The 26,154-nt window shown below is 56.1% G+C and carries 21 protein-coding genes and 2 pseudogenes; 11 read left to right on the top strand and 12 right to left on the bottom strand.

What is annotated here, in order from left to right:
- Positions 1 to 89 precede the first annotated feature (89 nt).
- Positions 90 to 1,603 (top strand): annotated as a pseudogene (gene pdxR / locus LAC65_RS16955) (MocR-like pyridoxine biosynthesis transcription factor PdxR).
- Positions 1,604 to 1,652: 49 nt separating this feature from the next.
- Here the strand turns inward: pdxR and LAC65_RS16960 are convergent.
- The 3 genes from LAC65_RS16960 to LAC65_RS16970 form a co-directional block, all read right to left on the bottom strand.
- Positions 1,653 to 3,119, bottom strand: a complete 1,467-nt coding sequence (locus LAC65_RS16960) for a pyridoxal phosphate-dependent decarboxylase family protein (RefSeq protein WP_040113468.1) — start codon at positions 3,117 to 3,119, stop codon at positions 1,653 to 1,655.
- A 12-nt stretch (positions 3,120 to 3,131) separates the two neighbouring features.
- Positions 3,132 to 4,514 carry a diaminobutyrate--2-oxoglutarate transaminase gene (locus tag LAC65_RS16965; protein ID WP_040113469.1) on the bottom strand — a complete coding sequence of 461 codons (1,383 nt, stop codon included), beginning with the start codon at positions 4,512 to 4,514 and terminating at the stop codon, positions 3,132 to 3,134.
- Positions 4,515 to 4,727: 213 nt separating this feature from the next.
- Entirely contained in the window at positions 4,728 to 5,483 is a 756-nt protein-coding gene (locus LAC65_RS16970) for a prepilin peptidase (RefSeq protein ID WP_040113470.1), read from the bottom strand.
- Between the two features lie 461 nt (positions 5,484 to 5,944).
- On the opposite strand from LAC65_RS16970, the gene arnB reads away from it, so the two are divergent.
- From arnB to LAC65_RS17020, 10 genes and pseudogenes are all read left to right on the top strand, one after another.
- On the top strand, positions 5,945 to 7,093 hold the full coding sequence (arnB, locus tag LAC65_RS16975) for a UDP-4-amino-4-deoxy-L-arabinose aminotransferase (RefSeq protein ID WP_040113471.1): 1,149 nt from the start codon (positions 5,945 to 5,947) through the stop codon (positions 7,091 to 7,093).
- A complete protein-coding gene (gene arnC / locus LAC65_RS16980; RefSeq protein ID WP_040113472.1) occupies positions 7,083 to 8,069 on the top strand; it encodes an undecaprenyl-phosphate 4-deoxy-4-formamido-L-arabinose transferase in 987 nt (328 codons plus the stop codon). Before arnB ends, arnC begins: the two co-directional genes overlap by 11 nt.
- Positions 8,066 to 10,036 (top strand): annotated as a pseudogene (gene arnA / locus LAC65_RS16985) (bifunctional UDP-4-amino-4-deoxy-L-arabinose formyltransferase/UDP-glucuronic acid oxidase ArnA); the annotation flags it as partial. The gene arnC and the pseudogene arnA, both read left to right, overlap by 4 nt.
- Positions 10,037 to 10,041: 5 nt before the next feature.
- Complete coding sequence (gene arnD, locus LAC65_RS16990; protein WP_040113876.1) at positions 10,042 to 10,932, top strand: 4-deoxy-4-formamido-L-arabinose-phosphoundecaprenol deformylase; 891 nt, start codon at positions 10,042 to 10,044, stop codon at positions 10,930 to 10,932.
- Between the two features lie 13 nt (positions 10,933 to 10,945).
- The gene (gene arnT, locus LAC65_RS16995) at positions 10,946 to 12,601 is read left to right on the top strand and encodes a lipid IV(A) 4-amino-4-deoxy-L-arabinosyltransferase (protein WP_040113473.1); all 1,656 of its coding nucleotides are present in this window, start codon (positions 10,946 to 10,948) and stop codon (positions 12,599 to 12,601) included.
- A complete protein-coding gene (gene arnE, locus LAC65_RS17000; RefSeq protein WP_040113474.1) occupies positions 12,598 to 12,924 on the top strand; it encodes a 4-amino-4-deoxy-L-arabinose-phosphoundecaprenol flippase subunit ArnE in 327 nt (108 codons plus the stop codon). The genes arnT and arnE overlap by 4 nt, the downstream gene beginning before the upstream one ends.
- Entirely contained in the window at positions 12,921 to 13,295 is a 375-nt protein-coding gene (gene arnF, locus LAC65_RS17005; protein ID WP_040113475.1) for a 4-amino-4-deoxy-L-arabinose-phosphoundecaprenol flippase subunit ArnF, read from the top strand. The genes arnE and arnF overlap by 4 nt, the downstream gene beginning before the upstream one ends.
- 123 nt (positions 13,296 to 13,418) lie before the next feature.
- The gene (locus tag LAC65_RS17010; RefSeq protein ID WP_071668324.1) at positions 13,419 to 14,240 is read left to right on the top strand and encodes a TIM barrel protein; all 822 of its coding nucleotides are present in this window, start codon (positions 13,419 to 13,421) and stop codon (positions 14,238 to 14,240) included.
- Positions 14,241 to 14,265: 25 nt separating this feature from the next.
- Complete coding sequence (gene iolG / locus LAC65_RS17015) at positions 14,266 to 15,276, top strand: bifunctional inositol 2-dehydrogenase/D-chiro-inositol 1-dehydrogenase (protein WP_040113476.1); 1,011 nt, start codon at positions 14,266 to 14,268, stop codon at positions 15,274 to 15,276.
- 147 nt (positions 15,277 to 15,423) lie between these two features.
- Complete coding sequence (locus LAC65_RS17020) at positions 15,424 to 16,662, top strand: aromatic amino acid transporter (protein ID WP_040113477.1); 1,239 nt, start codon at positions 15,424 to 15,426, stop codon at positions 16,660 to 16,662.
- A gap of 40 nt (positions 16,663 to 16,702) precedes the next feature.
- Here LAC65_RS17020 and uraH read toward each other — a convergent pair whose 3' ends face one another.
- The 9 genes from uraH to malE all read right to left on the bottom strand — a co-directional run bounded on the left by uraH (position 16,703) and on the right by malE (position 25,919).
- Positions 16,703 to 17,116, bottom strand: coding sequence for a hydroxyisourate hydrolase (gene uraH, locus LAC65_RS17025; RefSeq protein WP_040113478.1), 414 nt, complete (start codon positions 17,114 to 17,116; stop codon positions 16,703 to 16,705).
- A gap of 127 nt (positions 17,117 to 17,243) precedes the next feature.
- A complete protein-coding gene (locus LAC65_RS17030) occupies positions 17,244 to 18,347 on the bottom strand; it encodes an NADH:flavin oxidoreductase/NADH oxidase (protein WP_040113479.1) in 1,104 nt (367 codons plus the stop codon).
- A gap of 206 nt (positions 18,348 to 18,553) precedes the next feature.
- Positions 18,554 to 19,342: an N-acyl amino acid synthase FeeM domain-containing protein gene (locus LAC65_RS17035; RefSeq protein WP_139239662.1), complete on the bottom strand. Its 789-nt coding sequence runs from the start codon at positions 19,340 to 19,342 to the stop codon at positions 18,554 to 18,556.
- Positions 19,343 to 19,564: 222 nt separating this feature from the next.
- Complete coding sequence (locus LAC65_RS17040) at positions 19,565 to 20,404, bottom strand: class I SAM-dependent methyltransferase (protein ID WP_082032686.1); 840 nt, start codon at positions 20,402 to 20,404, stop codon at positions 19,565 to 19,567.
- Positions 20,401 to 21,603 carry a YcaO-like family protein gene (locus tag LAC65_RS17045; RefSeq protein ID WP_071882945.1) on the bottom strand — a complete coding sequence of 401 codons (1,203 nt, stop codon included), beginning with the start codon at positions 21,601 to 21,603 and terminating at the stop codon, positions 20,401 to 20,403. The genes LAC65_RS17040 and LAC65_RS17045 overlap by 4 nt, the downstream gene beginning before the upstream one ends.
- Before the next feature lie 46 nt (positions 21,604 to 21,649).
- Positions 21,650 to 21,781 (bottom strand): hypothetical protein, encoded by a 132-nt coding sequence (locus LAC65_RS18220; RefSeq protein ID WP_255402130.1) that lies wholly within the window; start codon positions 21,779 to 21,781, stop codon positions 21,650 to 21,652.
- Positions 21,782 to 22,237: 456 nt separating this feature from the next.
- Positions 22,238 to 23,128 carry a maltose ABC transporter permease MalG gene (malG, locus tag LAC65_RS17050; protein ID WP_094111587.1) on the bottom strand — a complete coding sequence of 297 codons (891 nt, stop codon included), beginning with the start codon at positions 23,126 to 23,128 and terminating at the stop codon, positions 22,238 to 22,240.
- Positions 23,129 to 23,137: 9 nt separating this feature from the next.
- Positions 23,138 to 24,670 carry a maltose ABC transporter permease MalF gene (gene malF, locus LAC65_RS17055; RefSeq protein ID WP_040113484.1) on the bottom strand — a complete coding sequence of 511 codons (1,533 nt, stop codon included), beginning with the start codon at positions 24,668 to 24,670 and terminating at the stop codon, positions 23,138 to 23,140.
- A 58-nt stretch (positions 24,671 to 24,728) separates the two neighbouring features.
- Complete coding sequence (gene malE / locus LAC65_RS17060; RefSeq protein ID WP_040113485.1) at positions 24,729 to 25,919, bottom strand: maltose/maltodextrin ABC transporter substrate-binding protein MalE; 1,191 nt, start codon at positions 25,917 to 25,919, stop codon at positions 24,729 to 24,731.
- Positions 25,920 to 26,154 lie beyond the last annotated feature (235 nt).

Below are 26,154 nucleotides of genomic sequence, written 5' to 3' on the forward strand. Positions count from 1 at the left end.
CTTCTTTACAAATCACGACAAACACGCTTATTTATGCCTGCAGCGGCACAGGTTGCCAGAGCCAATTCAACGAAAAAGGATGGAGCCAATTGCGGAGTTTGTATGCCGATCATGTTCTGGAACGTCTGCAATTTGTTGCAGAGGGCACGCTGCAGCAGCGCCTGCTTATCTGCATGCAGCAGGCGATTGCTGAAGGTATTTTCCCGCGCGCCTCGCGCCTGCCCGCCACGCGCGATCTGGCACGCGAGCTGGCGGTATCGCGTAATACGGTGCTGAACGTCTATGAAAATCTCATTGCGCAGGGATACGTCACGGCGCGCACCGGCAGCGGCACCTGGATTGCTGAAACGCTGCCTGAGGGGTGTCTGAACAGCCCGCAGCGCGTTCCTGAGCCTGCTGCCGCGTTGACAAAACCTGCTGCGCTGTCGCGACGGGGGGCAACCCTGCTCGGCCACGCCAACGCCTCACCGTGGCAGTGGGGCGCATTTGTTCCGGGCGCGCCCGATGTGCGTCAGTTTCCGCATAAGCTGTTCAGTCAGATCCAGGCGCGGCTGAACCGCGATCCGGAGATAGAGCGGCTGATCTACAGCAGCAGCGGAGGCTGTCCGCTGCTGCGTCAGGCGCTGGCGGAGTATCTCAGCGTGGCGCGTTCGGTACGGGCGGACGCCGACCAGATTATTATTACCGAGGGTGTGCATCAGGCGGTGGATCTGGTGACGCGCGTGCTGTGCGACGCGGGGGATCCGGTCTGGATCGAGGAGCCGGGCTACTGGGGAACGCGTAATTTGCTGCGCATCAACGGCCTTAAAATCCAGGCGAAAGCGGTGGATGAGCAGGGCATCATTCCAGATCTGACGTCGCGCAGTAAACCGCCAAAAATGATATTTGTGACACCGTCACACCAGTATCCGCTGGGCGTACATCTTAGCCTGGAGCGTCGCAGGCAGCTGCTTGATTTTGCGCGAAAACATAAAAGCTGGCTGGTGGAAGATGACTACGACAGTGAATTTCGTTTTTCCGGCCAGCCGTTTCCGTCGCTGCAGGGCTTTGAGGCGGATGCACCGGTTATCTATATGGGCACGTTCTCTAAAACGCTCTATCCGGCGCTGCGGCTGGGCTATCTGGTGGTGCCAAAAGCGCTGGCACAGCCGCTGCGGCTGGCGGCAGCGGAGCTATACCGGGGCGGTCACCTGCTGATCCAGCGTGCGCTGGCAGAGTTTATTCAGAAAGGGCATTACATGGCGCATATCCGCCGCATGCGCAAGCTTTACAGCCAGCGGCGGCAGTTTCTGACCGGGCTATCTCCCGCTATCTTGGGGAGGCGTTTATGCCTGCGGTGAACTATCAGGCGGGTCTGCATCTGGTACTGCCGCTGCCGCAGGGGTGTGATGACGTGGCGATAGCTGCGCTGGCGCTCAGGCGCGGCGTGAAGGTGCGTGCGCTGTCGCAGTATTATATGCATCCGCAGGAGAAACGCGGTTTACTGCTGGGATATGCCTGCGTTGACGAGCGTCAGTGTCAGGATGCGTTTGGCGCGCTGAGAGGCTGTCTGCTGGAGGCGGGCGTGATCGCGCGTGGCAGCGGCACGGAAAATCTGGCATAAAAAAAGCCGGCAACCCGTGAAGGTTGCCGGCCTGATGTCAGCCGGAGAATCAGGCGCTCAGCAGCTGATCGGCGGTTTTTTCCACCAGAGCCAGCAGCAGCTTGATATCATCCAGCGTCACGGTCGGATTCAGCAGCGTCAGCTTCAGGCAGGTCACACCCTGATTTTCGGTCACGCCTACGTTAGCGCGGCCCGACTCCAGCAGCACATCGCCGATGCGCTGATTAAACAGGGCAATCTGCGCGATATCGGTGAGCTGCTGCGGACGATAGCGGAACAGCACGCTTGCCAGCTGCGGCTGCATCACCAGCTCCAGGCGCGGTGTCGCTTCAACATACTGCGCCACTTCCTGCGCCAGCGTGACGCCGTGGTCGATAATTGCCGCATACTGTTTCTGACCCAGCGCTTCCAGACCCATCCACAGCTTCAGCGCATCGAAGCGACGCGTGGTCTGCAGCGATTTAGAGACCAGGTTTGGTACGCCCGCCTCTTCATCAAACTCAGAATTCAGGTAAGCCGCCTGATAACGCATCAGTTCATAGTGACGCGCATCCTTCAGCAGAAATGCGCCGCAGCTGATGGTCTGGAAATATTGCTTATGGAAGTCCAGGGTAACGGAGTCCACCATTTCCAGGCCATCCAGATAGTGGCGATACTTCTCTGACAGCAGCAGCGCGCCGCCCCATGCCGCATCCACGTGCACCCAGATGTTACGTTCAGCAGCAATGGCAGCAATTTCGCGCAGCGGATCGATAGCGCCTGCGTCAGTGGTACCCGCCGTAGCAACAATCGCCAGTACCTGTTCGCCATTCGCTTCAGCCTGCGCCAGTTTGGCCTGCAGATCGTTGACGTCCATGCGCGCAAAGTCATCCGACTTCACCTGAACCACTGACTGATAGCCGTGGCCGAGCAGCGCCATGTTCTTCTGTACGGAGAAGTGCGCATTTTCAGAGCAGAACACTTTCATCTTACGCAGATCGCCGGTGATGCCATCCTGCTGCACCGAATGTCCCTGGCGGGCAAAGAAGGCATCACGCGCCAGCATCAGGCCCATCAGATTGCTCTGGGTGCCGCCGCTGGTAAAGACGCCCGCGTCGCCGGCAGCGTAACCCACCTGAGCACGCAGCCATTCAATGAGTTTGACCTCAATGATGGTCGCTGATGGGCTCTGATCCCAGGAATCCATGCTCTGGTTTGTGGCGTTGATCAGAACTTCAGCGGCCTGGCTTACCACCAGGCTTGGGCAGTGCAGATGCGCCACACACTGCGGGTGGTGCACTGACAGGCTGTCTTTCAGGAAATACTCAATTGCGCGCTCAATCGCGGCCTGGTTACCCAGGCCGTCAGGATTGAAGTCAAGCGCAATTCGCTCGCGCAGTTCGGCAACCGTTTTGCCCTGATACATCTCAGGCTGTTGCAGCCACTGCACAACCGCGGCGCTGCTCTGGGCAATCGCCTGCTGATACGCCTCAATGCTCTGCGCAGAGCCGGCCAGAATCGGGTTCACTTCACTCATTTACTTTTCCAGTCAAACAGGTTTGACGCCAGCGCCCAGCAGCGCCTGCTCAAATTTATCCAGGAATACAGCCAGCTCTTCGTTTGTGATAAGCAGGGACGGCAGCAGGCGCAGGACAGAACCGTGACGGCCGCCGCGCTCCAGAATCAGGCCCGCTTCGAAGCATTTCTTCTGCAGCAGCGCAGAAAGCTCGCCATCTGCCGGGAAGCTGCCCATGTGATCGGCTGGCTCATCAGGCTTAACGATTTCGATACCGATCATCATGCCCATGCCGCGAATATGACCGATAACCGGGAAGCGCTGCTGCATCTCTGCCAGCTGTGCTTTCAGCCATTCACCCTGTTCCGCAACTTTGGCAGCAATATTCTGCTCGATCAGCACTTTCAGGGTAGCCAGACCAGTCGCCATCGCCAGCTGATTGCCGCGGAAAGTACCGGTATGGTGTCCTGGTGACCAGGCATCAAACTGCTTTTTAATGCCCAGCACAGCGAGAGGCAGGCCACCGCCAACCGCTTTTGACATCACGATGATGTCCGGCTCAATGCCGGCGTGTTCAAAGGCGAAGAATTTGCCGGTGCGGGCAAAGCCTGCCTGAACTTCATCCAGAATAAGCAGGATGCCGTGCTCCTGCGTGACTTTGCGAATGCGCTGCAGCCACTCTGCCGGTGCCGGGTTCACGCCGCCTTCACCTTGGACCGCTTCCAGAATAACGGCTGCCGGCTTGCGCACGCCGCTTTCTACGTCATTGATCAGGTTATCGAAGTAGTAGGTCAGCGCTTTCACGCCTGCGTCGCCACCGATACCCAGCGGGCAGCGGTACTGGTGCGGATAAGGCATAAACTGCACTTCCGGCATCATGCCGTTAACCGCTTCTTTTGGCGACAGGTTGCCGGTCACCGCGAGCGCGCCGTGCGTCATGCCGTGATAGCCGCCTGAGAAACTGATAATACCGCTGCGGCCGGTGACTTTTTTCGCCAGCTTCAGCGCAGCTTCAACGGCGTCCGCGCCGGATGGGCCGGTGAACTGCAGGCAATACTCTTTGCCCTGGCCTGGCAGCAGAGAAAGCAGAGATTCAGAGAATTGATCTTTCAGCGGTGTGGTCAGATCAAGAGTATGTAACGGCAAGCCGCTGGTAATGACATTTTGGATGCTCTGCAGAACATCAGGATGGTTATGACCAAGTGCCAGCGTCCCTGCGCCAGCCAGACAGTCAAGATATTGCTTATTCTCAACATCCGTAATCCACACGCCGCTGGCTTTAGCGATGGCTAAAGGCAATTTGCGCGGGTAACTCCTGACGTTTGATTCAAACTCAGCCTGACGGGCTAAGAATGCGTCGTTGTTTCCGTTGAATGAGCTGGCACCAAAATTATCAATACGGACTTTATCCGTCATCATATCTCTCCTTCAACCGGGGCTCGCAGTGGCTGGCCGATTGACTAATTGAACAAAAAAGTATCAGTAATGTAAAAAGCGCGGCCAATATAGAGCCTTTTGCCTCACATCACAATGATTAATTTTGTGTAGAATTGTTTATTCTTTTCATATACGAATCATAACGTTGGACAGAAACTGGCCGCTGTTATTTCTCCGCTAAAATAGCCAGCTTTAAATTATTGAATGAATAAAGAGACTTATACCCGCCAGTGAAAGCCACGGACCAAACGGAACAGGGCGGTCTGGCCGCTGAAAACAGTAGGGTTTGATAAAGATCACAAAAATCAGCGCGCTGCCGCAGGCGATAAGCAGCAGCGCCGGCAGCGACGTCCAGCCAAGCCAGGCACCCAGCGCTGCCATTAATTTTGCATCCCCCAGTCCGATGCCGGGCTGATTTCTCAGCAGCTGATAGCACCAGCCGGTAAAGCGAATCACGCTATACCCGGCCGCTGCGCCGGTAACGGCATCACGAAGCGTACCGGGCATCGCATCACCGGCATGCAGTAGCAGGCCAAGCCAGAGCAGCGGCAGCGTAATCGCATCCGGCAGCAGTAGATGCGTCATATCGATAAGCGAAAGCGCCAGCAGTGACCATGCCAGCAGCAGTGCGGCAATCAGGCGGCTGTCCGCGGGCAGCAGCTGCATCAGCAGCAGGGCGATCAGCGACGTCGCGGCCTCGGTAACCGGATAACGACAGCTGATAGGGCCATAGCAATCGCGACACCGGCCGCGCAGCAGCAGCCAGCTCAGCACCGGGATCATGTCATACCAGCGCAGGGCGCGTTCACAGTGTATGCAGCAGGAGGAGGGAGCCAGCAGGGAAGTGAACGTGGCCGCCCCGGCGATGTGTCGTGGCAGCCGGTACACCACAACGTTAATAAAACTGCCCGTCGCCAGCGACAGCAGCGTCACCATTACCAGCATCATATTCTCCTCCTTCTCACATGACGTAATTCATCTGCGAGTAACCTACCTGATATCCGGCGAGTGAGGTATTTAAAATCAATATTTTCAGCGAGTTGCAGAAAAAATTGCGCGCCATATCCAGAAAAATCAGCGTGTAAAAATCTCAACGGCAGCCCTGCTTTTTGTCATACCGCGCTCTGCACAATTATCAATCAACCCTAAACGCTGAAGAAGTTGGCTGAGTAAACACTGCAAATTTAATGTTGCGTTAAGTTTCGTTGCTTATGGTGATTACGCAGGAAAAATAGCAGGTGCACTAATGTTTTAGTCGATCGGCTATGTCAGCGCTGAGCCAGTGAACGGGCGTGATGTTAACCGGTTTTTCACTATAACACGTTGAGAGTGCGTTGAAGTTGCGCAGAGTGACAGGTGCAGAGTTTATTCCTGCATTGTGGTCAGAGCATAATTGATAAGGTGGATTTATGTCTTTCTTACCTTTTTCGCGTCCCGCTTTGGGCGAAGAAGAGCTGGCCGCCGTCAGTGCGGTGTTCGCTTCAGGCTGGATCACCACCGGCCCGAAAAATGCTGCGCTGGAGCAGGCTTTCTGTGAATTGACTGGAAACCAGCACGCCATTGCCGTCAGTTCAGCGACTGCCGGCCTGCACGTTACGCTGCTGGCGCTGGGCATTCAGCCCGGAGATGAAGTGATCACCCCTTCGCTAACGTGGGTCTCTACGCTCAATATCATCACGCTGCTGGGAGCCACGCCGGTTATAGTTGATGTCGACCGTCATACGCTGATGGTGACGGCACCGCAGATTGAAGCGGCGATCACACCACGCACCCGGGCGATTATTCCGGTGCATTACGCCGGTGCGCCGGTTGATCTGGCGTCAATCTGCGCGCTGGGTGAGCGCTACGCCATTCCGGTGATTGAGGACGCCGCGCACGCTACCGGCTGCCACTATAACGGCCAGCATGTCGGACAGCGCGGCACGGCGATCTTTTCACTGCACGCCATCAAAAATATCACCTGTGCCGAGGGCGGCGTTGTTGTAACGGATGATGCTGAACTGGCCGACCGGGTGCGCAGCCTGAAGTTTCACGGCCTGGGGGTGGATGCCTGGGATCGCAATACGCACGGGCGCAAACCGCAGGCAGAGGTGATAGAACCCGGTTTTAAATACAATTTGCCCGATATCAATGCCGCTATTGCGCTGGTTCAGCTCGGTAAGCTTGAGGCTATCAACCGGCGCCGCCGGGAGATTGCGCAGCGCTACCTGCAGGCGCTGGCGGATACGCCTTTTCTGCCGCTGAAACAGCCGGACTGGCCGCATCAGCACGCCTGGCATCTGTTTATCATTCGCGTGGATGAAGCTACCTGCGGCATCAGCCGCGATGCGCTGATGGAGGCGCTGAAAGCGGAGGAGATCGGCACCGGACTTCACTTCCGCGCGGCGCACACGCACAAATATTATCGCGAGCGTTATCCGCATCTTTCCCTGCCTGACACGGAATGGAACAGCGAACGTATCTGTTCGCTCCCGCTGTTTCCTGATATGCAGGATGAGGATGTCAGCCGGGTGATCGGCGCGCTGCGTACGCTGGCAGGAGGCCGCCATGCTGGATGAAAAACCGCTTCAGAAAATCTCTGTGGTTATCCCGGTCTATAACGAAGAGGAGAGTTTGCCGGAGCTGGTACGCCGCACCAGCGCAGCCTGTAGCACGCTGGGTCTGAACTTTGAGATCCTGCTGGTGGATGACGGCAGCAGCGACCGCTCGGCGCAGATGATCGCTGATGCCGCTGATATGCCAGGAAGTCACGTCGTCGGCGTACTGCTTAACCGAAACTATGGTCAGCACTCTGCGATTATGGCGGGCTTCGCCCATGTATCGGGCGACCTGATTATTACGCTGGACGCCGATCTGCAGAACCCGCCCGAAGAGATCCCGGCGCTGGTCAAAGCTGCGCAGCAGGGTTACGACGTGGTGGGCACGGTACGCCAGAACCGGCAGGATAGCTGGTTTCGTAAACGCGCCTCACGCGCCATCAATCAGCTGATCCAGCGCGTGACCGGCAAAGCGATGGGCGACTATGGCTGCATGCTGCGCGCCTATCGCCGGCATATTGTTGACGCCATGCTGAACTGCCATGAACGCAGCACCTTTATTCCCATACTGGCCAATACCTTTGCCCGCCGCACTATCGAACTGCCGGTCGCACACGCTGAACGCGAGTTTGGCGATTCCAAATACAGCGTCATGAAGCTTATCAATCTGATGTATGACCTGGTGACCTGTCTGACCACGACGCCGCTGCGCCTGCTGAGTATTGCTGGCAGCCTGATTGCGCTGGCGGGCTTTGCCTTTTCGATAGTGCTGGTGATCTTACGCCTGTTTTTTGGCGCCGGCTGGGCCGGCGACGGTCTGTTTATGCTGTTTGCAGTGCTGTTCATTTTTGTCGGCGCGCAGTTTATCGGGATGGGCCTGCTGGGCGAATACATCGGGCGTATCTACAACGATGTACGCGCGCGGCCGCGCTATTTCATTCAGCGGGTGATCCACCCGCAGCAGGAAACTCCTCAGGTTCAGGAAATCAAACCATGAAAACAGTTGTTTTTGCCTATGCGGAAATGGGTTGCGCAGGAATCAACGCGCTGCTGAAAGCGGGTTTTGAGATTGCGGCGATCTTTACGCACACCGACACCGGCGCAGAGAGCCATTTTTTTGATTCCGTCGCGCGCCTCGCCGCTGAGCGCGGCATTCCGGTGCATGCGCCTGAAGAGGTCAATCACCCGTTATGGATTGAACGCATCCGCGCCTTGCAGCCTGACTATATTTTCTCCTTTTATTACCGCGCCATGCTGAGCGACGCTATTTTGGGATGTGCGGCACGCGGCGCGTTTAATCTGCACGGCTCGCTGCTGCCCGCCTATCGCGGACGCGCACCGCTTAACTGGGTGCTGGTTAATGGCGAAACGGAAACCGGCGTGACGCTGCATCGCATGGTTAAGCGGGCCGATGCCGGTGACATTGTCACGCAGGAAAGGGTGGCGATCGATGAGCAGGATGACGCGCTGACGCTGCACCGTAAGCTGGTCGCCTGTGCTACGCAGCTGCTGGAAGGTACGCTGCCAGCGCTGAAGCGCGGCGAGATTGTAGCCCGGCCGCAGGATGAGCGGCTGGCAACCCGGGTCGGACGCCGCACGCCGGAAGATGGACGTATCCGGTGGGAGCAGAGTGCGCAGCAGGTGAATAATCTGGTGCGCGCGGTAACCTGGCCGTGGCCCGGTGCTTTTGCCTTTGCCGGTACGGTGAAGTTTATGGTGTGGAAAGGACGTGTGCACGCCGGCACGCCGGGTGCCAGAGCCGGGACCATACTCTCTGTCGATCCGCTGCAGGTCGCCTGCGGCCAGGGCGCACTGGAAATTATCACCGGCCAGTGTGACAACGGCGTGTTTATGAATGGCAGCCAGCTGGCGCAGAGCCTGGGGCTGGTGCCCGGCGCGCTGCTTTACTCTGAGCCGGTGGCGGCTGTTAAACGCCGCACGCGGGTGCTGATCCTTGGGGTGAACGGCTTTATCGGCAATCATCTGACTGAACGCCTGCTGCAGGATGATAATTTTGAGGTTTACGGGCTGGATATCGGCTCTGATGCGATAAGCCGTTTTCTGAACGAGCCGCGTTTCCACTTTGTTGAGGGCGACATCAGCATTCATTCTGAATGGATTGAGTATCACATCAAGAAGTGTGACGTGGTGCTGCCGCTGGTGGCGATTGCTACGCCGATTGAGTACACCCGTAACCCGCTGCGCGTATTTGAACTCGATTTTGAAGAGAACCTGAAAATCATTCGCGACTGCGTTAAATATAAAAAACGCATCATCTTCCCTTCTACCTCTGAAGTGTACGGCATGTGTACCGATCGGCATTTTGATGAGGATAGCTCTAACCTGGTGGTCGGTCCGATTAACAAGCAGCGCTGGATCTACTCGGTTTCCAAACAGCTGCTCGATCGGGTGATCTGGGCCTATGGTGAAAAAGAGGGCCTGCGCTTTACGCTGTTCCGCCCCTTTAACTGGATGGGCCCCCGGCTGGATAACCTCAATGCTGCACGCATTGGCAGCTCGCGCGCCATTACGCAGCTGATCCTCAATCTGGTAGAGGGATCGCCCATCAAACTGGTGGATGGCGGGGCGCAGAAGCGCTGCTTTACCGATATCCGTGACGGCATTGAGGCGCTGTTTCGCATCATTGAAAACCGCAACGGTAACTGTGACGGGCAGATCATCAATATTGGTAATCCTGAAAATGAAGCCAGTATTCGTGAGCTGGCGGAGCATCTGCTGGCAAGCTTTGAGCGCCATCCGCTGCGCGACCGTTTTCCGCCGTTTGCCGGGTTCCGCGAAGTAGAAAGCAGCAGCTACTACGGCAAAGGGTATCAGGATGTGGAGCATCGCAAGCCCTCGATAAAAAATGCGCGCCGGCTGCTGAACTGGGCACCGGATGTGGATATGGATACCACCATCGATAACACCCTTGATTTCTTTCTGCGCACTGTTGAACTGCAGGAGAAGCCATGGAAAAAGTGGGGCTGCGGGTCGATGTTGATACCTGGCGCGGCACCCGGCTGGGCGTCCCGGCACTGCTGGAACAGTTCAGCCTGCATCAGCTGCAGGCGAGCTTCTTTTTCAGCGTCGGGCCGGACAATATGGGGCGCCATATCTGGCGCCTGCTTAAGCCGCACTTTTTTCACAAAATGGTGCGCTCGCGGGCGGCATCGCTCTATGGCTGGGATATTCTGCTGGCCGGTACCGCCTGGCCAGGACGCCACATCGGACGCGGCCAGGCGGACATTATCCGCGCCACCGCCGATCATCATGAGGTTGGCCTGCACGCCTGGGATCACTTCGCCTGGCAGACCTGGGCGGGCGTCTGGTCAGAACAGCGGCTGGCGCAGGAGATCGGGCGGGGCAGGCAGATGCTGGAAGCGCTGCCAGGTGACGCCGTCACTTGTTCAGCCGTTGCCGGCTGGCGGGCAGACAGCCGGATTATTGCTGCAAAAGAACCTTTCCATTTTCGGTACAACAGCGACTGCCGCGGCAGCGGCCCGTTTATCCCGCTGCTACCGGACGGTACAGAAGGCACAGTACAGATCCCGGTCACGCTGCCTACCTGGGATGAAGTGGTGGGGCAACAGGTGAGTGCTGCGCGCTTCAACGATTTTATCCTTGAGCGCATGCAGCACGCTGCGGGCACCGCGGTTTACACCATTCATGCCGAAGTTGAGGGGATCGCCGCGCGCGACGCCTTTAGCAACCTGCTCGATCGCGCCCGGCAGGCCGGTATTCACTTCTGTCCGCTCAGCGAGCTTCTGCCTGCCGATCTCTCCACTCTGCCGCGCGCGCCTGTGATACGCGGCCGGATTGCGGGTCGGGAAGGGTGGCTGGGCTGTCAGGCAGAAAACTAATCAGGGAGTTCTGATGCGTACAGGCACCAAAATTACGCTGCTGCTGATGCTGTTTGCGCTCTATTATCTGCTGCCGGTTCCGTTTCGCGATCTGTGGCAGCCCGATGAGCTGCGTTATGCAGAGATCAGCCGCGAGATGATTGTCAGCGGCAACTGGGTTGTGCCGCACTTTTTTGATTTGCGCTATTTTGAAAAACCTGTCGCCGGCTACTGGATAAATAATCTGGGCCAGCTGCTGTTCGGACACACTAATTTTGGCGTCCGCGCCGGCGCGCTGTTCAGCACGCTATGCAGCGGCCTGCTGATTTTCTGGCTGGGATGCCGGATGTTTGCCAGCCGCAACGTCGCCCTGCTGGCCAGCACCGTTTTTCTGACCTCGCTGCTGGTTTACGGAATCGGCACTTATGCGGTGCTGGACCCTGTTCTGCTGCTGTGGCTGACGGGAGCGATGTGCAGCTTCTGGTACGCGGTTCAGGCACGCACATTCCGGCAGCGCTTCTCCGGCTATCTGCTGCTGGGTGCGGCCTGCGCCATGGGGTTTATGACCAAAGGCTTCCTGGCGCTCGCGGTTCCGGTGCTGGCGATTGTGCCGTGGATGGTGTGGCAGCGCCGCTTCACGGAATTGCTGCGCTGGGGGCCGCTGGCGCTGCTGACCGCAGTACTGCTGAGCCTGCCGTGGGCGCTGGCGATAGCGCAGCAGGCGGGAGATTTCTGGCACTACTTTTTCTGGGTTGAGCATATTCAGCGTTTTGCTGAAGAAAACGCGCAGCACAAAGCGCCTTTCTGGTACTACCTGCCGGTGCTGGTTGCGGGCACGCTGCCCTGGCTGGGGCTGCTGCCCGGCGCGCTGATAAGCGGCTGGCAGCAGCGTCGCCAGCAGGCAGGCGTGCTCTATTTACTGAGCTGGGTCCTGCTGCCGCTGCTGTTTTTCAGTATTGCAAAAGGCAAGCTGCCAACCTATATCCTGCCCTGTTTTGCTCCGCTGAGCCTGCTGATAGCAGGTTATGCATCAGGAAACAGCGCACGCTTAAGCACCGCGCTGCGGTTTAACGGCTGGATTAACCTGCTGTTTGGCGCGCTGACCGCGCTGGCGGTGATAAGCGTACTGGCGCCGTGGGGGCTGGCACACCGGCCGCTCTACAGCAGCGACGAGAAGCTGCGTGCGACTCTGGCTGCGCTCGCTTTTACCGGCTGGGCGCTGGCGGCAGGTGTCAGCCTGCGCACCGGGCGCTGGCAGCTGGCGGCGCTCTGCCCGCTGGCGCTGGCGCTGCTGGTGGGATTTGCTATTCCCGACCGGATACGGGACGCCAAACAGCCGCAGAACTTTGTCCGCCACATCCAGGAGCGGCTTGCGCAGAGCCGCTTTATCCTGGCGGATAATCCCGGCGTCGGCTCGGCGATCGCCTGGCAGCTCAAACGCAGCGATATCCTTTTTTACAGCAGCAAAGGCGAGCTGGAGTATGGTCTCAGCTACGCCGATGCCCGAAAGCGCTACGTTGCCGGAGCGGAGTTTGCCGACTGGCTGCGCGTCAGTCGCAGAGAGGGTGATGTCGCGCTGGTACTGATGCTGGATGCCGGACAGAAAACGCCGGATGCGATGCTGCCGGTGCCGGATGATGTCTGGCAGCAGGGACGGCTGGTTTATTACAGCTACCGTCGCGCGCCATGAATCTGCTGCTGATTGTTCTGGTCAGCCTGCTCAGCTGTGCAGCCCAGCTCTGTCAGAAGCAGGCCGCGCTGATGGCGTCAGGCGGCAGGCGCATGGCGCTCTGGGTCGCGCTCAGCCTGCTGCTGCTGGGGGCGGCGATGCTGCTCTGGCTGCTGGTATTGCGCAGTGTGCCGGTCAGCCAGGCCTATCCGATGCTCAGCCTTAACTTTGTGCTGGTGGCGGCAGCCGCACGCCTGATCTGGCGCGAAGCCTGTACGCTGCAGCAGTGGCTGGGCACGCTGCTGATTGTCGCGGGGGTGGCGCTGATGGGGAGTCAGCTATGAAAGGTACAGGGCTGGCGCTCGTAAGCGTCGCGCTGGTGACGCTGGCGCAGCTGATGCTGCGCAGCGCGATGATGGAGTTTCCCGCGTTCAGTGCGCTGCTGCAGGGCGGCGCACGCCCTGTGCTGATGCTCTGCGCCGGCCTTGCAGCCTACGGGTTATCGATGCTCTGCTGGCTTACCGCGCTGCGCTATCAGCCGCTCAGTCAGCTCTATCCGCTACTCAGTCTGAGCTACGTACTGGTCTGGCTGGCTGCTGTCGTTCTGCCGTGGTTTCATGAGCCTTTTCGCTGGAGCAGTCTGGCGGGCGTAGTACTGATTGTGGCGGGTCTGCTGGTGGTATCGCTGCCGCGCGGTAAAAAACAGGACTGCTGATATGCGCTTAGTCAGCACGATACGGGGCTGATGTAAATCACTCAAAGAAGCAGCGGAGCCGCTCAGCCTGATGTTTTAGTATCCCTTCAGTTGCCTTCCAACCCGTACGCATCAGGACTGAATATGACCGGTAAACTAAGCAGCGACCGCCTCTGTATTAATCGCAAAATTGCTCCCGCTCTGAGCATCAGTGAATTTTTTGCGCTGGTGGCAAAGCTGGGGCTGCACAAGGTTGAAATCCGCAACGACATGAAAAGCGGCAGCGTGACCGACAATCTCGGTGGCGCGCAGGTCAGCGCGCTGGCGCGCGAGCACGATCTGACTATCGAAACAATCAATGCGGTTTATCCATTTAACCAGCTCAATGATGAGGTTCTGGCAAAGACCCGCGGCCTGCTGAAAGACGCAGCTGAAAGCGGTGCCAGAGCGCTGGTGCTCTGTCCGCTCAACGATGGTGCGCCGGTCAGCGACGCACAGACTATCGATGCGCTGCAAACGCTGGCGCCGCTGTTTGCAGAATACGGCATTCAGGGGCTGGTTGAGCCGCTGGGCTTTCCGCAGAGTTCGCTGCGTTCTGCCGCGCAGGCGCAGCAGCTGATCAAACAGGCCGGGGTGCCGTTCAAAATTGTGCTGGATACCTTCCATCATCATCTTTATGAAGGTGCCGAAGCGGACTTTGCCGGGCACGTTAACGTGCATGAGATTGGTCTGGTTCACCTGTCCGGCGTGACCGATACGCGGCCGGCGGCAGAGCTGACGGATGAAGAGCGTATTATGCTCAGCGCCGATGACAGACTGCAGACAAAACAGCAGGTGGCCCGCCTTGAAGAGATGGGGTATCGCGGGATCTATGCGTTTGAGCCTTTCTCATCGGTGATGGAGGGCTGGAGCGCTGCTGAGATTGAGCAGCAGATCCGCAGCAGTATCGACTATCTCAACCGCTAACCGCAACCGGCTCAGGAAACAGACTATGACACTCAATATTGGCGTAATTGGCACCGGTGCAATCGGTCGTGAACATATCCGGCGCTGCAGTCAGGTGCTGCAGAACTCGCGCGTAGTGGCGCTGAATGATATCGACCGCCGTCAGTGTGAAGAGGTCGCAGCTGCGCTACAGCTGCAGGCGGAGATCTACGACAGCGCGCACGATCTGATTAATGCGCCTGACGTACAGGCCGTGCTGGTGACCTCCTGGGGTCCCACTCATGAAGAGTTTGTACTGGCAGCGATCAAAGCGGGCAAGGCGGTGTTTTGTGAAAAACCGCTGGCAGTAACGGCGCAGGGATGTATGAACATCGTTGAAGCGGAGATGGCCGGCGGTAAAAAACGCGTACAGGTCGGCTTTATGCGACCCTATGACAGCGGCTACCGCGCGCTCAAGCAGGTGCTGGAGAGCGGGGAGATTGGCGCGCCGCTGATGCTGCACTGCGCGCATCGCAATCCGGAGGTGGGTGACAGTTACACCACGGATATGGCGATTACCGATACGCTGATCCATGAGCTGGATGTGCTGCGCTGGTTGCTGAATGATGATTACGTCAGCGCGCAGGTGATCTGGCCACGCAAAACGCGCCACGCCAGTTCACACCTGAAAGATCCGCAGATTGTTCTGCTGGAAACGGCGCAGGGTACGCGCATTGACGTCGAAATTTTTGTTAACTGCCAGTATGGCTATGACATTCAGTGTGAAGTTGTCGGAGAAAGCGGCATTGCCCGGCTGCCGGAACCTGTGGCGGTGCAGACGCGCAGTAACGCAGCGCTCTCTGTGGCCATCCTGACCGACTGGAAAAAGCGCTTTATCGATGCATACGATGTGGAGCTGCAGGCGTTTATCAACAATGTGCTTGCCGATGAGCTGACCGGGCCTTCTGCCTGGGATGGTTATGCGGCGGCGGTAGCGGCAGACGCCTGCGTCGCGGCTCAGAAGAGTGGCGATATTGTTCAGATTACGATGCCACCCCGTCCGGCTTTTTATCAGTAACCCCGCCTGAACTGCGCGCCTGCTCTGCAGGCGCGCTGCTGTCATTATCTGCTTACAACCCTGCCAGTCTGTTTTTGCGTTTTGTACTCTACATACTAGTACATGATGTGTATCATCCCGCCTTTGCTAATTTTCTGAGTCGTCTTAATGTCAGTACCTCAACTCACGCCGCGCCAGCCCTCAGTCTGGTGGGGCGCTATGATCATCTGTGGCACCGTTGTGGGTGCCGGTATGTTTACGCTGCCTGTGGTTATGGCAGGAAGCTGGTTTGGCTGGGGCGTGCTGCTGCTGTTTATCAGCTGGGGCGCGATGCTGCTCTCCGGCCTGCTGTTTATGCGCGTCAGCCTGCACTATACTGCCGGCGCCGGCTATGACACGCTGGTGCGCGATCTGCTGGGACGCGGCTGGGCAAGGCTCAACGGGTTAAGCATCCTGTTTGTACTGGGTATTCTGACCTACGCCTACATTTCAGCCAGCGGTCCGGTCTATCAGCACTCCCTTAATCAGCTGGGACTGCCGCTGACAGCGGCCGGTGCGAAAATTGCGCTGACGCTGCTGGTTGCAGGGGTGGTGCTGCTCGGCACGCGTGGCGTGAGCCGGCTTATGACCTTCTGCGTAGTGGCAAAAATTGCGCTGCTTATTATGCTGTTCGGCGGACTCCTGATGCAGGTTGACAGCGCCTCACTGCTGCAGCCAGCGCCAGAAGGCAGCGCTTACTGGCCCTATGCGCTCGGCGTGCTGCCTTTCTGCCTGGCCTCTTTTGGGTATCACGGCAATATCACCGGGCTGGTGAGCTACTACCATCGCGACCGGCGCAGGATCGCGCGTGCGCTGCTGCTCGGGACCCTGATGTCGCTTGCGCTCTACCTGTTCTGGATCGTCAGCACGATGGGAAACCTGCCGCGCAGCGCGTTTCCGGGTATTGTTGCGCAGGGCGGGGATATCGCCGCGCTGATGGCGGCGCTGGGCTCGCATCTGCAGGTGCCGGCATTAACCCTGATGCTGTCGCTCTTTTCCCATTTTGCCGTTATCGCTTCGTTTCTTGGCGTCACCGCAGGATTGTTCGACTATATCGCCGACCGTATGGGGCAGGGCGATACGCGCCGGGCGCGTGTGAAAACGGCGCTGCTGACCTTTTTGCCGCCGCTGCTGGCGTCGATTGTCTGGCCACACGGGTTTGTGGCGGCCATCGGCTATGCCGGATTGTTTGCCACCCTGTGGGCGGTAGCGATCCCGGCCTTGCTCGCATTACGGGCAGAAAAGCGCTTCGCTACGCATAAAAAATCCTCGCTGGCGATTACGCTGGTACTGCTATTTGGGGGGCTGAACATTGTGGCGTGGCTGCTGAGCTGGATGGAGTGGTTGCCGCGATTTGGCGGAGGCTGACAGGAGAACGCGCTGGCCTGACGCCAGCGCGTTTTAACAATCAGTTACCGCGATAGGTTGAGTAGCCATACTGGCTCAGCAGCAGCGGAATATGGTAATGCTGATCGCTCTTCTCAAGGTTAAAAATCACCGGGATTTCCGGAAAGAAAGTCTGCTGATTAACTGACTTATAATACTCCCCGGTTTTAAACACCACGCGATAAATACCTGACTGCGCCATTTTATCTTTCGGATAGAGTGCCGGGATCCGCCCCTGCGCATCCGTGGTGGCTTCCGCCAGTTTTGTCCAGTTATCGCCTGCTTTCTGATCCAGTTCTACTTTTACGCCAGCGGTGGGGATGCCGGTCTGCAGGTTGAGCACGTGCACGCTCACCGGGTTTTTCATGGTATCGGCCGCGGCGACGCCAGCGGTGCAAAGTAAAACAGCAGAAAGCAGAAGGTGTTGAGGTTTCATTTCATCGTCCTTTAATGTGAATGCGTGAAATGAAGCATAGAGGCTAAGGGCCGGAGCGCCTCACGCTGGCCGCAATCTGTGAAATTTCCCAGAGGGGTGCGGCAGGCGGAGCGCCTGCCGCAATGGATCACTTGCCGTTCTGTACCAGAGTGCCTTTCAGACCGTGCGGCTCTGAACGCAGATACTGCGGCGGAGCCTTAACGGTGGCGCCCAGCTCAGCGGCAGCGTGCCACGGCCAGTGCGGATCCCAGAGCATGCCGCGCGCCAGCGCAATCAGGTCCGTATCACCGGTGTGCAGAGCCTGTTCCGCCTGCTGCGGATCGGTTATCAGTCCGACACCGATTACCGGTATATCCACCACTTTGCGAATATCGCGCGCAAAAGAGAGCTGATAGCCTGGGCCGATATCGATCTCCTGATCGGGCGACAGTCCGCCGCTGGAGACGTGAATATAGGCACAGCCTGCGGCGGCCAGCTGCTGGCTGAACGCAATAGACTGCTCATTATCCCAGCCGCCTGCGACCCAGTCAGTTGCTGAAATACGCACGCCCACCGGTACTGAATCTGGCAGAGCATCGCGTATCGCCTGAAACACTTCCAGCGGATAGCGCATGCGGTTTTCCAGCGATCCGCCATATTCATCATCGCGCTTGTTACTGAGCGGAGAGAGAAACTGATGCAGCAGATAGCCATGGGCAGCATGCAGTTCAACCAGTTCGATACCGATGCGGACCGCGCGCTGCGCGCTGTCAACAAAGGCCTGTTTCAGGCGCATCAGCTCCTCTTTACTCAGCGCGTGTGGCGCCTGTTCGCCCGACTGGTAAGCCTCTGCGGAGGGAGCCACCGTCTGCCAGCCGCCCTGTTGAGCCGAAAGCTGCTCGCCGCCTTCCCACGGCACGGCACAGGAGGCTTTGCGACCTGCGTGACCCAGCTGGATACCTATTGGCAGGGTTGCCCATGGACGGATATCCTCCAGCACGCTGGCCAGTGCCGCCTCAGTCTCATCGTCCCACAATCCCAGATCGCCCGGCGATATGCGGCCGATATCCTCAACGGCTGTTGCTTCGATAATCAGTAAGCCCGCACCGGACAGGGCAAGCTGCCCCAGATGGATACGGTGCCAGGCGGTGGCTTTACCCGCCTCAGCGGAGTACTGACACATGGGCGCAATAATAATGCGATTCTCCAGCGAGAGCTGTCCCAGTTTCGTGGCGCTAAATAACAGACTCATCTTAACCTCATGTTTTCAGGGGATCTCAGGTGAAATAAGTGTAGATGGTCATCGGCGAACGGAGGCGGCCCGGCACAGGGATTCTGTTTCTAAGCGTTAACCGGAAAGATTTGGCTTTCTAGTTACAACATGCTACTTTACTATAAATACACCCTCTGCAGCCGCGGCAATGATATCGCCTGACAGGACTTGCGGTGGCCTTTAATTTACCTCTGAAGCGAGCAGAGATAACGATAAACAGCGGCATCCTGCGGATCCGGCCTGAAGCGCTGGCCATTACGACACTGAGCACAGATGGTACGATAGTGCCGGTTCAGTCCAAGTTCGCATAAAATACGCAGCCAGCCATTGGCTCCGTAGCACTGTTGTTCATAGATTTTTTCCCGCATCTTCTTAACGTCGAGACGCAATAACACAGCATTCAGATCGCTGTACTCAGGATGTTTTTTGGTTTTACCTATCCGGGTAAACATGAAATTGCGCATATAAAAAGGCGCTACGTTCTCTTTAACCTGAATAAGCAGATCGTCTACCTGCTCCACAAAAATCGTATAAATCATAATCCTGAGATAGAGCATAAACACCAGATTGTCCTGCTGCTGCGTCTGCTTGACCGACAGCGTACCCAGCTCTACGACTTTCCGGTTTTCCAGCCCGAGGGCGGCTATCTCTGCACCAAACAGCAGGGAGCAGGGCAGCTGCTGGTTTCGCTGAGCAATCACGCTGATTGTGCCGAGGATCTCCTGTTTTTTACGCGCCAGAAACAGGGTGCTGTCAGGATGAAGCAGGCCTTCGTTATAAAGGAACAGCGCACGCTTGCTCTTGATAATACCGCTACGCTGGTAGGCGCTATGCGTGACTTCCATGCCTTTCAAAAAATCGAGAAAAGCGGTCGCCGGCGCAATATCGATCAGCTTATCGCTATCATTAAGCAATCTGCATAGTTTGAGCGTTCTTTTACTCAGAACGCCATCGGATACTGCGCTGACAGTCACTGATTTCCTTAGCGAATCCACAATTATCCCTGACAATAGATTTTAGTATCGCTAATGTATTCAGGGTATCTAATGATTGGAATTAGTTTTGATCGAAAATTTAGTAATCACTGCTTAAAGTAAAATCTGTTATTCAGCTTAAAGAGCAGCAGCGCCACTGCAGCATTTTATGCTTAATGTTAAGCGGTATGTCGCACGTGCCTGTGGCCTCAGCGCAGTCTTTCAAAGTGTCTGTAACAGATAATACTGGAAAAAACCTGCTGAACGTTCGCTATAGCCGCTTGTCATTTTAAGAGCAATGTTTTTGCCTCGCACATGATTTTTAACATCACAATTTACAGGGGTATGACCAAAAATAATTAAATACCCTTTCTTATTAAGCAGCGTAATAAGTTTATCGATAACAGGTGCTGCCTGATCGTGTCTTATCACTTCATGATTGGCGAAGCGGCAAAAAATAATATCATACCTGTCACGGTCACAGGATTGCATAAAGTCGCTCTGTACAACCTGCGGCAGCTGCTGCCTGGCCTTCAGGACCATTTTTTCCGCGCGATCGGCAGCGAAATAGTTTAGACGGGGAAGCTTTTGTTTTACTGAGGCAAGGAAGGTTCCGGTAGAGCAGGCCGGGTCAAATACGCGGCAGTCGGGAAAAGCAATCTCACGCAGCAAATTTACGGTATGCAGGCGGAAGTGCGCTTCCTGTATGTCCAGCTTCTCCGGTGTACCGGCCATCTGGTCCCAGAATGATTCCGGGCATATAGCCTCATTCCCTTCATCATCCAGCGGCGGCCATGGAAAGTGGATATTGTAATCCGGGCAGGGGGGAAGTAATTTTTCACGCCACGCCGGATCGTCCAGCACTCTGATGCCGAGGGTTATTTCATCTTTGGTTTCATCCAGCGAAATGAGCGGGCCTTTTATCATATCGGGAAGAATGATGCTGTAAGCCACGTGGCTTAACGGCTTTCGTATGCCGGCAAAAATCGATTCAGAGGTTGTCATGATAAAAATATCATGCCGTTCCCGATTCGGGACCCGGATGTAAATCATTCTACTCATATCTGATCCTGATAGCTTCGGCAGGGAATAACGACGTTACCCAAACTGACCAGGGCAAATCGCTCCATACCGGGCATGACGGCACAGGCCAGTGATACGCCGGCAGGATCGCTGTCTATTTCTTTAAGCCATACAGGCAATCCGGCCATTTCGCACAGGGTTGTCAGGCGGTGAAGGTGCTCTTGCAGAGTCAGTTCAGCGCGTTTCTCTGGCAGCTCAACGCTGACAGAAGCGAGGCTGCCAAAATCGGCAACAAGGCTGCGATATAATTTTTCATGCTCTCTCAGGTTATGCTGGTGTTTTTCCAGTTCCTCAGTAAAGCAGGTAAAATTATCGGCCAGTTTATGCAGCTGGACCAGTTCTTTGATAGCCCGGGCAACCGCATGGTCAGCATAAAGTGAACAGCCAGCGCCGTAGATGTTTATCCCCAGGCGCGGCTTACTCTTACAGTAAGCAAGATAAACAGGAGGCAGTGACGGTTCTGAGGCATCAATAATATTGATTTCATCCTCTAAAGCAGACTGAGCATCATTGAAAATTTTTTCAGCTGCAGGGGGCAGTGAATCCGTATTAACAAGTCGAACCTCTTTTTGTGTACCATAGAAAAATGTTTTTGCCAGCAGGATACCTGTGCAGTGCCGCTCTATTATTTCTCCGATGGCGTGAATCGCTGCTTCAGTAAAACCATAACCCGCAGCGATACCTGCATTACTGGTATAGCGTCGCGCTGCGCTATAGTCTGTAGTGTCTCCCTGAATGATATGGCTGAAATATTCGCAATCCGTTAAAAAAAGAGGCCAGAGCAGTGACGCACAACCCTTTTTATCTGTAAATTCCACTGCTGCAATTTTGGCGGGTGATGATTTCGCAAGAATAGTCAATGGCAACATCCCGCGAAGTTCTGCCTGCTGAATGACTGACCCGAAGGGATATAACCTGCTTTTCTCTCTGAGTGCCGGAAAGCTTCTGTAATGTTCATAAGCTTCATAGAGTGCACCAACACTGGCTTCCTCTGCATAGCCTTTACCGCAGCCAGAAATCGGTTTGGTGCCACTTTCCCTGTTTAACAGCGTAACCGTAGCTGAAAGCGTATTGCCAAAGTTGTCATTTTTTATCTGAATATTCTGGCGGGAAAAATAACGCTCTATTGCGTTTCTTGACCGGGTAAGGGTGACAGATCTTTCAGGCAGGATAGTCATGATAAATGTCCATATTAAAGCGGCACAATAATGTGCCGCTGAAATGTTAGTCTTCAGACTGACTCTCTTCATCCGCCTGCGAGGCGGACGCTAACACTTCCTCTTCTTCAATAGTGAGTACGGCTTTGTTTGCATTCTCGCTATTGCTGTTGCTGATGCCTGAGTTTAAATATCCCATGATTAGACTCCTTTATTAGCAAACCGCTGATTGCGGCAGGGATATATTTAATTAACGTTCACTCTGAATTCAAACCCTGAATAATATAGTTGTGCGCCAGATCAATTTATACTTATTGAAGTTTTTGGCAGTTTTATCTTTAATTTTTCATATTACTTTCCCGGAAATATTACTATTTATAAAATAATTCCTTGCCGCTTTATCGTTCATTTTCCGGGTGATTGATTTCAAAGGTAATATGAGGATTTTTATCTGCACGGCTATGCCTCTTTTTTTCTAAATAATTTCCTGATGGAGTTGCATAAATCAATCATCTCTTATCCCAAGGGAGGTCGGGTTCAGTAAGAAAAAATGTTGATTATTTCCCTCGCCATAAAAAAAGACGGCCCGGGGGCCGTCAAACGCCCCAGCGGTGGTTAAACACCGGGGCAGCGAGGTCACACAATGATGAAGAGGTTAGCCTTTAACACCGCCCGCTGTCAGACCGCTGACCAGCCAGCGCTGTGCCAGCAGGAATACCAGCGTAATGGGAATGGCAGACAACACCGCAGCGGCGGCAAAGTCGCCCCAGAGATAGTTCTGCGGATTTAAATATTGCTGCATACCAACGGCCAGCGTATAGCTGTTAACGTCACGCAGCAGCAGCGAAGCGACCGGCACTTCGGTGACCGCGGCGATAAAGGCCAGAATAAAGACCACTGCCAGAATCGGCACCGACAGCGGCAGCAGCACCAGACGAAACGCCTGCCAGGGCGTTGCGCCATCCAGCGCGGCCGCTTCTTCCAGCGAGCCATCGATGGTTTCGAAGTAGCCTTTAATGGTCCAGACGTGCAGCGCAATGCCGCCAAGATAGGCAAAGATTACGCCGCCGTGCGTATTGAGTCCGAGAAAGGGCACATACTGACCGAGCCGGTCAAACAATGCATAGAGCGCGACCAGCGACAGCACCGCCGGAAACATCTGGAAGATCAGCATACCTTTCAGCAGGGTTGCGCGGCCGGCAAAACGCATGCGGGCAAAGGCGTAGGCACAGGTCGTGGATAGCGTCACGATACCCAGCGCGCTTATCGCTGCGATCTTCACCGAGTTCCACAGCCAGAGCAGTACCGGGAAGGGTGGCGGTGTGACGCTGCCATCCGGCTGAGTAACGCTGAATCCCAGCGCCAGCTTCCAGTGCTCCCAGGAGATCTGCTCCGGGATCAGCGAGCCGGTCGCAAAATTGCCGGAACGCAGTGAAATAGCGACCACCATCAGCAGCGGAAACAGGATGGCGGCAATAAAAACCAGCAGCAGCAGATGCGTCAGCAGCAAACGAAGCTTTTGTGATTTGGGTTGTACCATTGCCATAATTTTTCCTCAGTCAAACTTCATGCGCACGGCTTTCAGGTTGATGACCGCCAGTGCCCCGACCAGCATGAAAATCAGCGTTGCAATCGCCGCCGCGAGGCCAAAGTCCTGCCCGCCGCCGCCCTCAAACGCAATACGCCAGGTGTAATTGACCAGCAGATCCGTGTAGCCGGCGGGCGTGGTAGTCCCGATCCGATCCGGTCCGCCGTTGGTAAGCAGCTGCACCAGAACAAAGTTATTAAAATTAAAGGCAAAGCTGGCAATCATCAGCGGCATAAGGGGCTTAAGCAGCAGCGGCAGCGTGATGCGGAAAAAATTCTGCAGCGGACCCGCGCCATCCATCGCGGAAGCCTCATACAGATCGTCCGGGATAGCTTTTAACAGCCCCATGCACAGAATCATCATGTAGGGATAGCCGAGCCAGGTATTCACGATGACCAGCATGGTACGCGCCAGCGCGGGATCGCTGAACCAGGCAGGCTGGACGCCAAACAGCGCCTTGAGCATGACGTTAACTTCACCAAAACTCTGGTTAAACAGCCCCTTGAAGATAAGGATGGAGATAAAAGCCGGTACGGCGTAGGGCAAAATCAGCATCACGCGGTAGATAGCCTTACCGCGCAGCGCTTCCCACTGCACCAGACAGGCCAGCACCATGCCCACTGCAACGGTCAGGATCACCGTCACCAGCGAGAAGATCAGCGTCCAGCCAAAAATGGCGAGAAACGGTTTCTGGATCCCTTCGTCAGTAAAGACGCGAACAAAGTTTTTCCAGCCCGCGTTAACGGTAAATCCAGGGCTCAGCTGTTCACTGCCCCAGCTGCCGTCAGCCGCGATCTGCTGGTAAAACCCCGTGTCCTGATTAGCCTGATAGCGTACGCCAGTTTGCTGATTTTTCAGCACGCCCTGGTGCCCGGCAACATAGAGCGGACGGGTACCCGAGAACTGGCGTAAGGAGCTCATCACCAGCTCACGTCCATCCGGCAACCGGGCACGGATCTGGCTTAGCGCCTGGCGATGCATGGTGATGACTTTCAGCGTGGCGCGCTGAGTAGCGGGCAGCGGCGCCTGCTGCAGCGTCAGGGTCTGTACGCTGCCGAAATCGAACGGCGTGGAGACGTAGCGTTCATCGCTGCTGCTGTCGCTGAGCACCAGCTGCCAGCGCCGATCGGCCGGGTAGAGCGCAAAATTCAGCCCGGCGCCATCCTGATACTGCCTGCCAAGCAGCACCTGCTGCGCCCGTTCCTGCGAAAGCTGATTGGTACTGCTGTAATTGGTGAACGCGATAGCGATAGTGCAGGCCAGCGGAAACAGCACAAAAATAGCCATGCCGGCCAGGCCCGGATAGACATAGCGCCAGGCATAAGCGCGGCGATTAGCATAAATCCAGATGCCGGTTGCGCTGACAATCAGCGTCATGAGCGCAAACAGGTACTCTCCCTGCACATACATCAGCACCAGCAGATAGCCGACTAACAGACAGCAGCCGCCAACCAGTACGCCTTTCAGCATCTGGCTGTACCGTTCCGTTTTTCCTGACATGATCCGAAATTCCTCAACAGCTGATAAAAAGCCGGACAGCGCCGGCTTCAGACAGGGTTTACTTGTTCAGACGGGTCTGCGCATTTTTCAGCGCGGCGTCCACGCTCTGGCGTCCTTTCAGCGCGTTAAGGGTGGCAGTGCGCATGGCGTACCAGAAGGCCGACATCTGCGGGATGTTTGGCATGATATCGCCGTTCTGTGCGTTGCTCATGGTGGCGGCGATACGCGGATCTTTCTCCAGAATTGCCTGATACGATTTCAGCGCCACGGCGCCCAGCGGCTTGTCTTTATTGACCGCCTCAAGCCCGCTGTCGGTCAGCAGATAGTTCTCCAGAAACTCTTTTGCCAGCTCTTTGTTGGGGCTGGCGGCGTTGATACCGGCGCTCAGTACACCGACAAAGGTTTTAGAGGGTTTGCCATTGAGCGTTGGCAGGGTGGTCACCCCGTATTTGATGCCGCTCTTGTCGATGTTGCTCCACGCCCACGGACCATTAACCGTCATCGCCGTCTGCCCTTTATTGAATGCCGCTTCAGCGATGGAGTAGTCGGTATCCGCATTCAGCACTTTGGCTTTGACCTGATCCACAAGGAACTGCATGCCCGCTTTCGCCCCGGCGTTATCCACGCCGGTGTCTTTGATATCAAATCCACTTTGCGTAGGTTTGAAAGCATAAGCACCGCCTGCCGCCAGCAGTGGCCAGGTGAAGTAAGGCTCCTGCAGGTTAAACATGATGGCGCTCTTGCCTTTGGCGCGCAGCTGCTTGTCCAGATCGGCGATGGCTTCCCAGCTTTTTGGCGGTTCGGCGACCAGATCTTTGTTATAAATCAGCGAGAGGGACTCGACCGATACCGGATAACCAATCAGCTTGCCGTTGTAGCGCACCGCATCCCAGGTAAAGGGAAACAGCTTGTCCTGCACATTTTTGTCAGGTGAGATCTCCGCCAGCAGACCTGACTGCGCATAGCCGCCAAAACGGTCGTGAGCCCAGAAAATGATATCGGGGCCATCACCGGTGGCGGCCACCTGCGGATACTTCTCCTCCATCTTATCCGGATGTTCCACGGTGACTTTGATGCCGGTCTCCTGCTCAAATTTTTTGCCAACCTCGGCCAGTCCGTTGTAGCCCTTGTCACCGTTGATCCAGATAACCAGTTTTCCCTCTTCGATCTTTGCGAGAGCCGAAGCAGAGAACAGCACGGCGGAGAGCGCGGAGAGGGCGAATAAGCGCGAGACGGTTTTCATTGTCATAAGTCCATCCTGTAAACGAAAGCGGGAAGTAAGCGTCCCGTTTATTGTCAGGTTCTGCAGCACGGTTTCATCCTCCTGCTCTCTACGCCTGCAGGCGTAAACGCGTGATCCTGCCTGCAAAAATCCCTGTTTTTATGGGCTGGCGCACACTTTCTCTCGCTTTTTTCTGCGTCTGACATCACAAAAATTTCTTCATCCGGCAGCTGGCAGCCGGCACGCATCCTTTCTCCTCCTC

It is taken from the genome of Pantoea eucrina, from assembly GCF_020079945.1.
GTDB lineage: Bacteria > Pseudomonadota > Gammaproteobacteria > Enterobacterales > Enterobacteriaceae > Pantoea > Pantoea eucrina.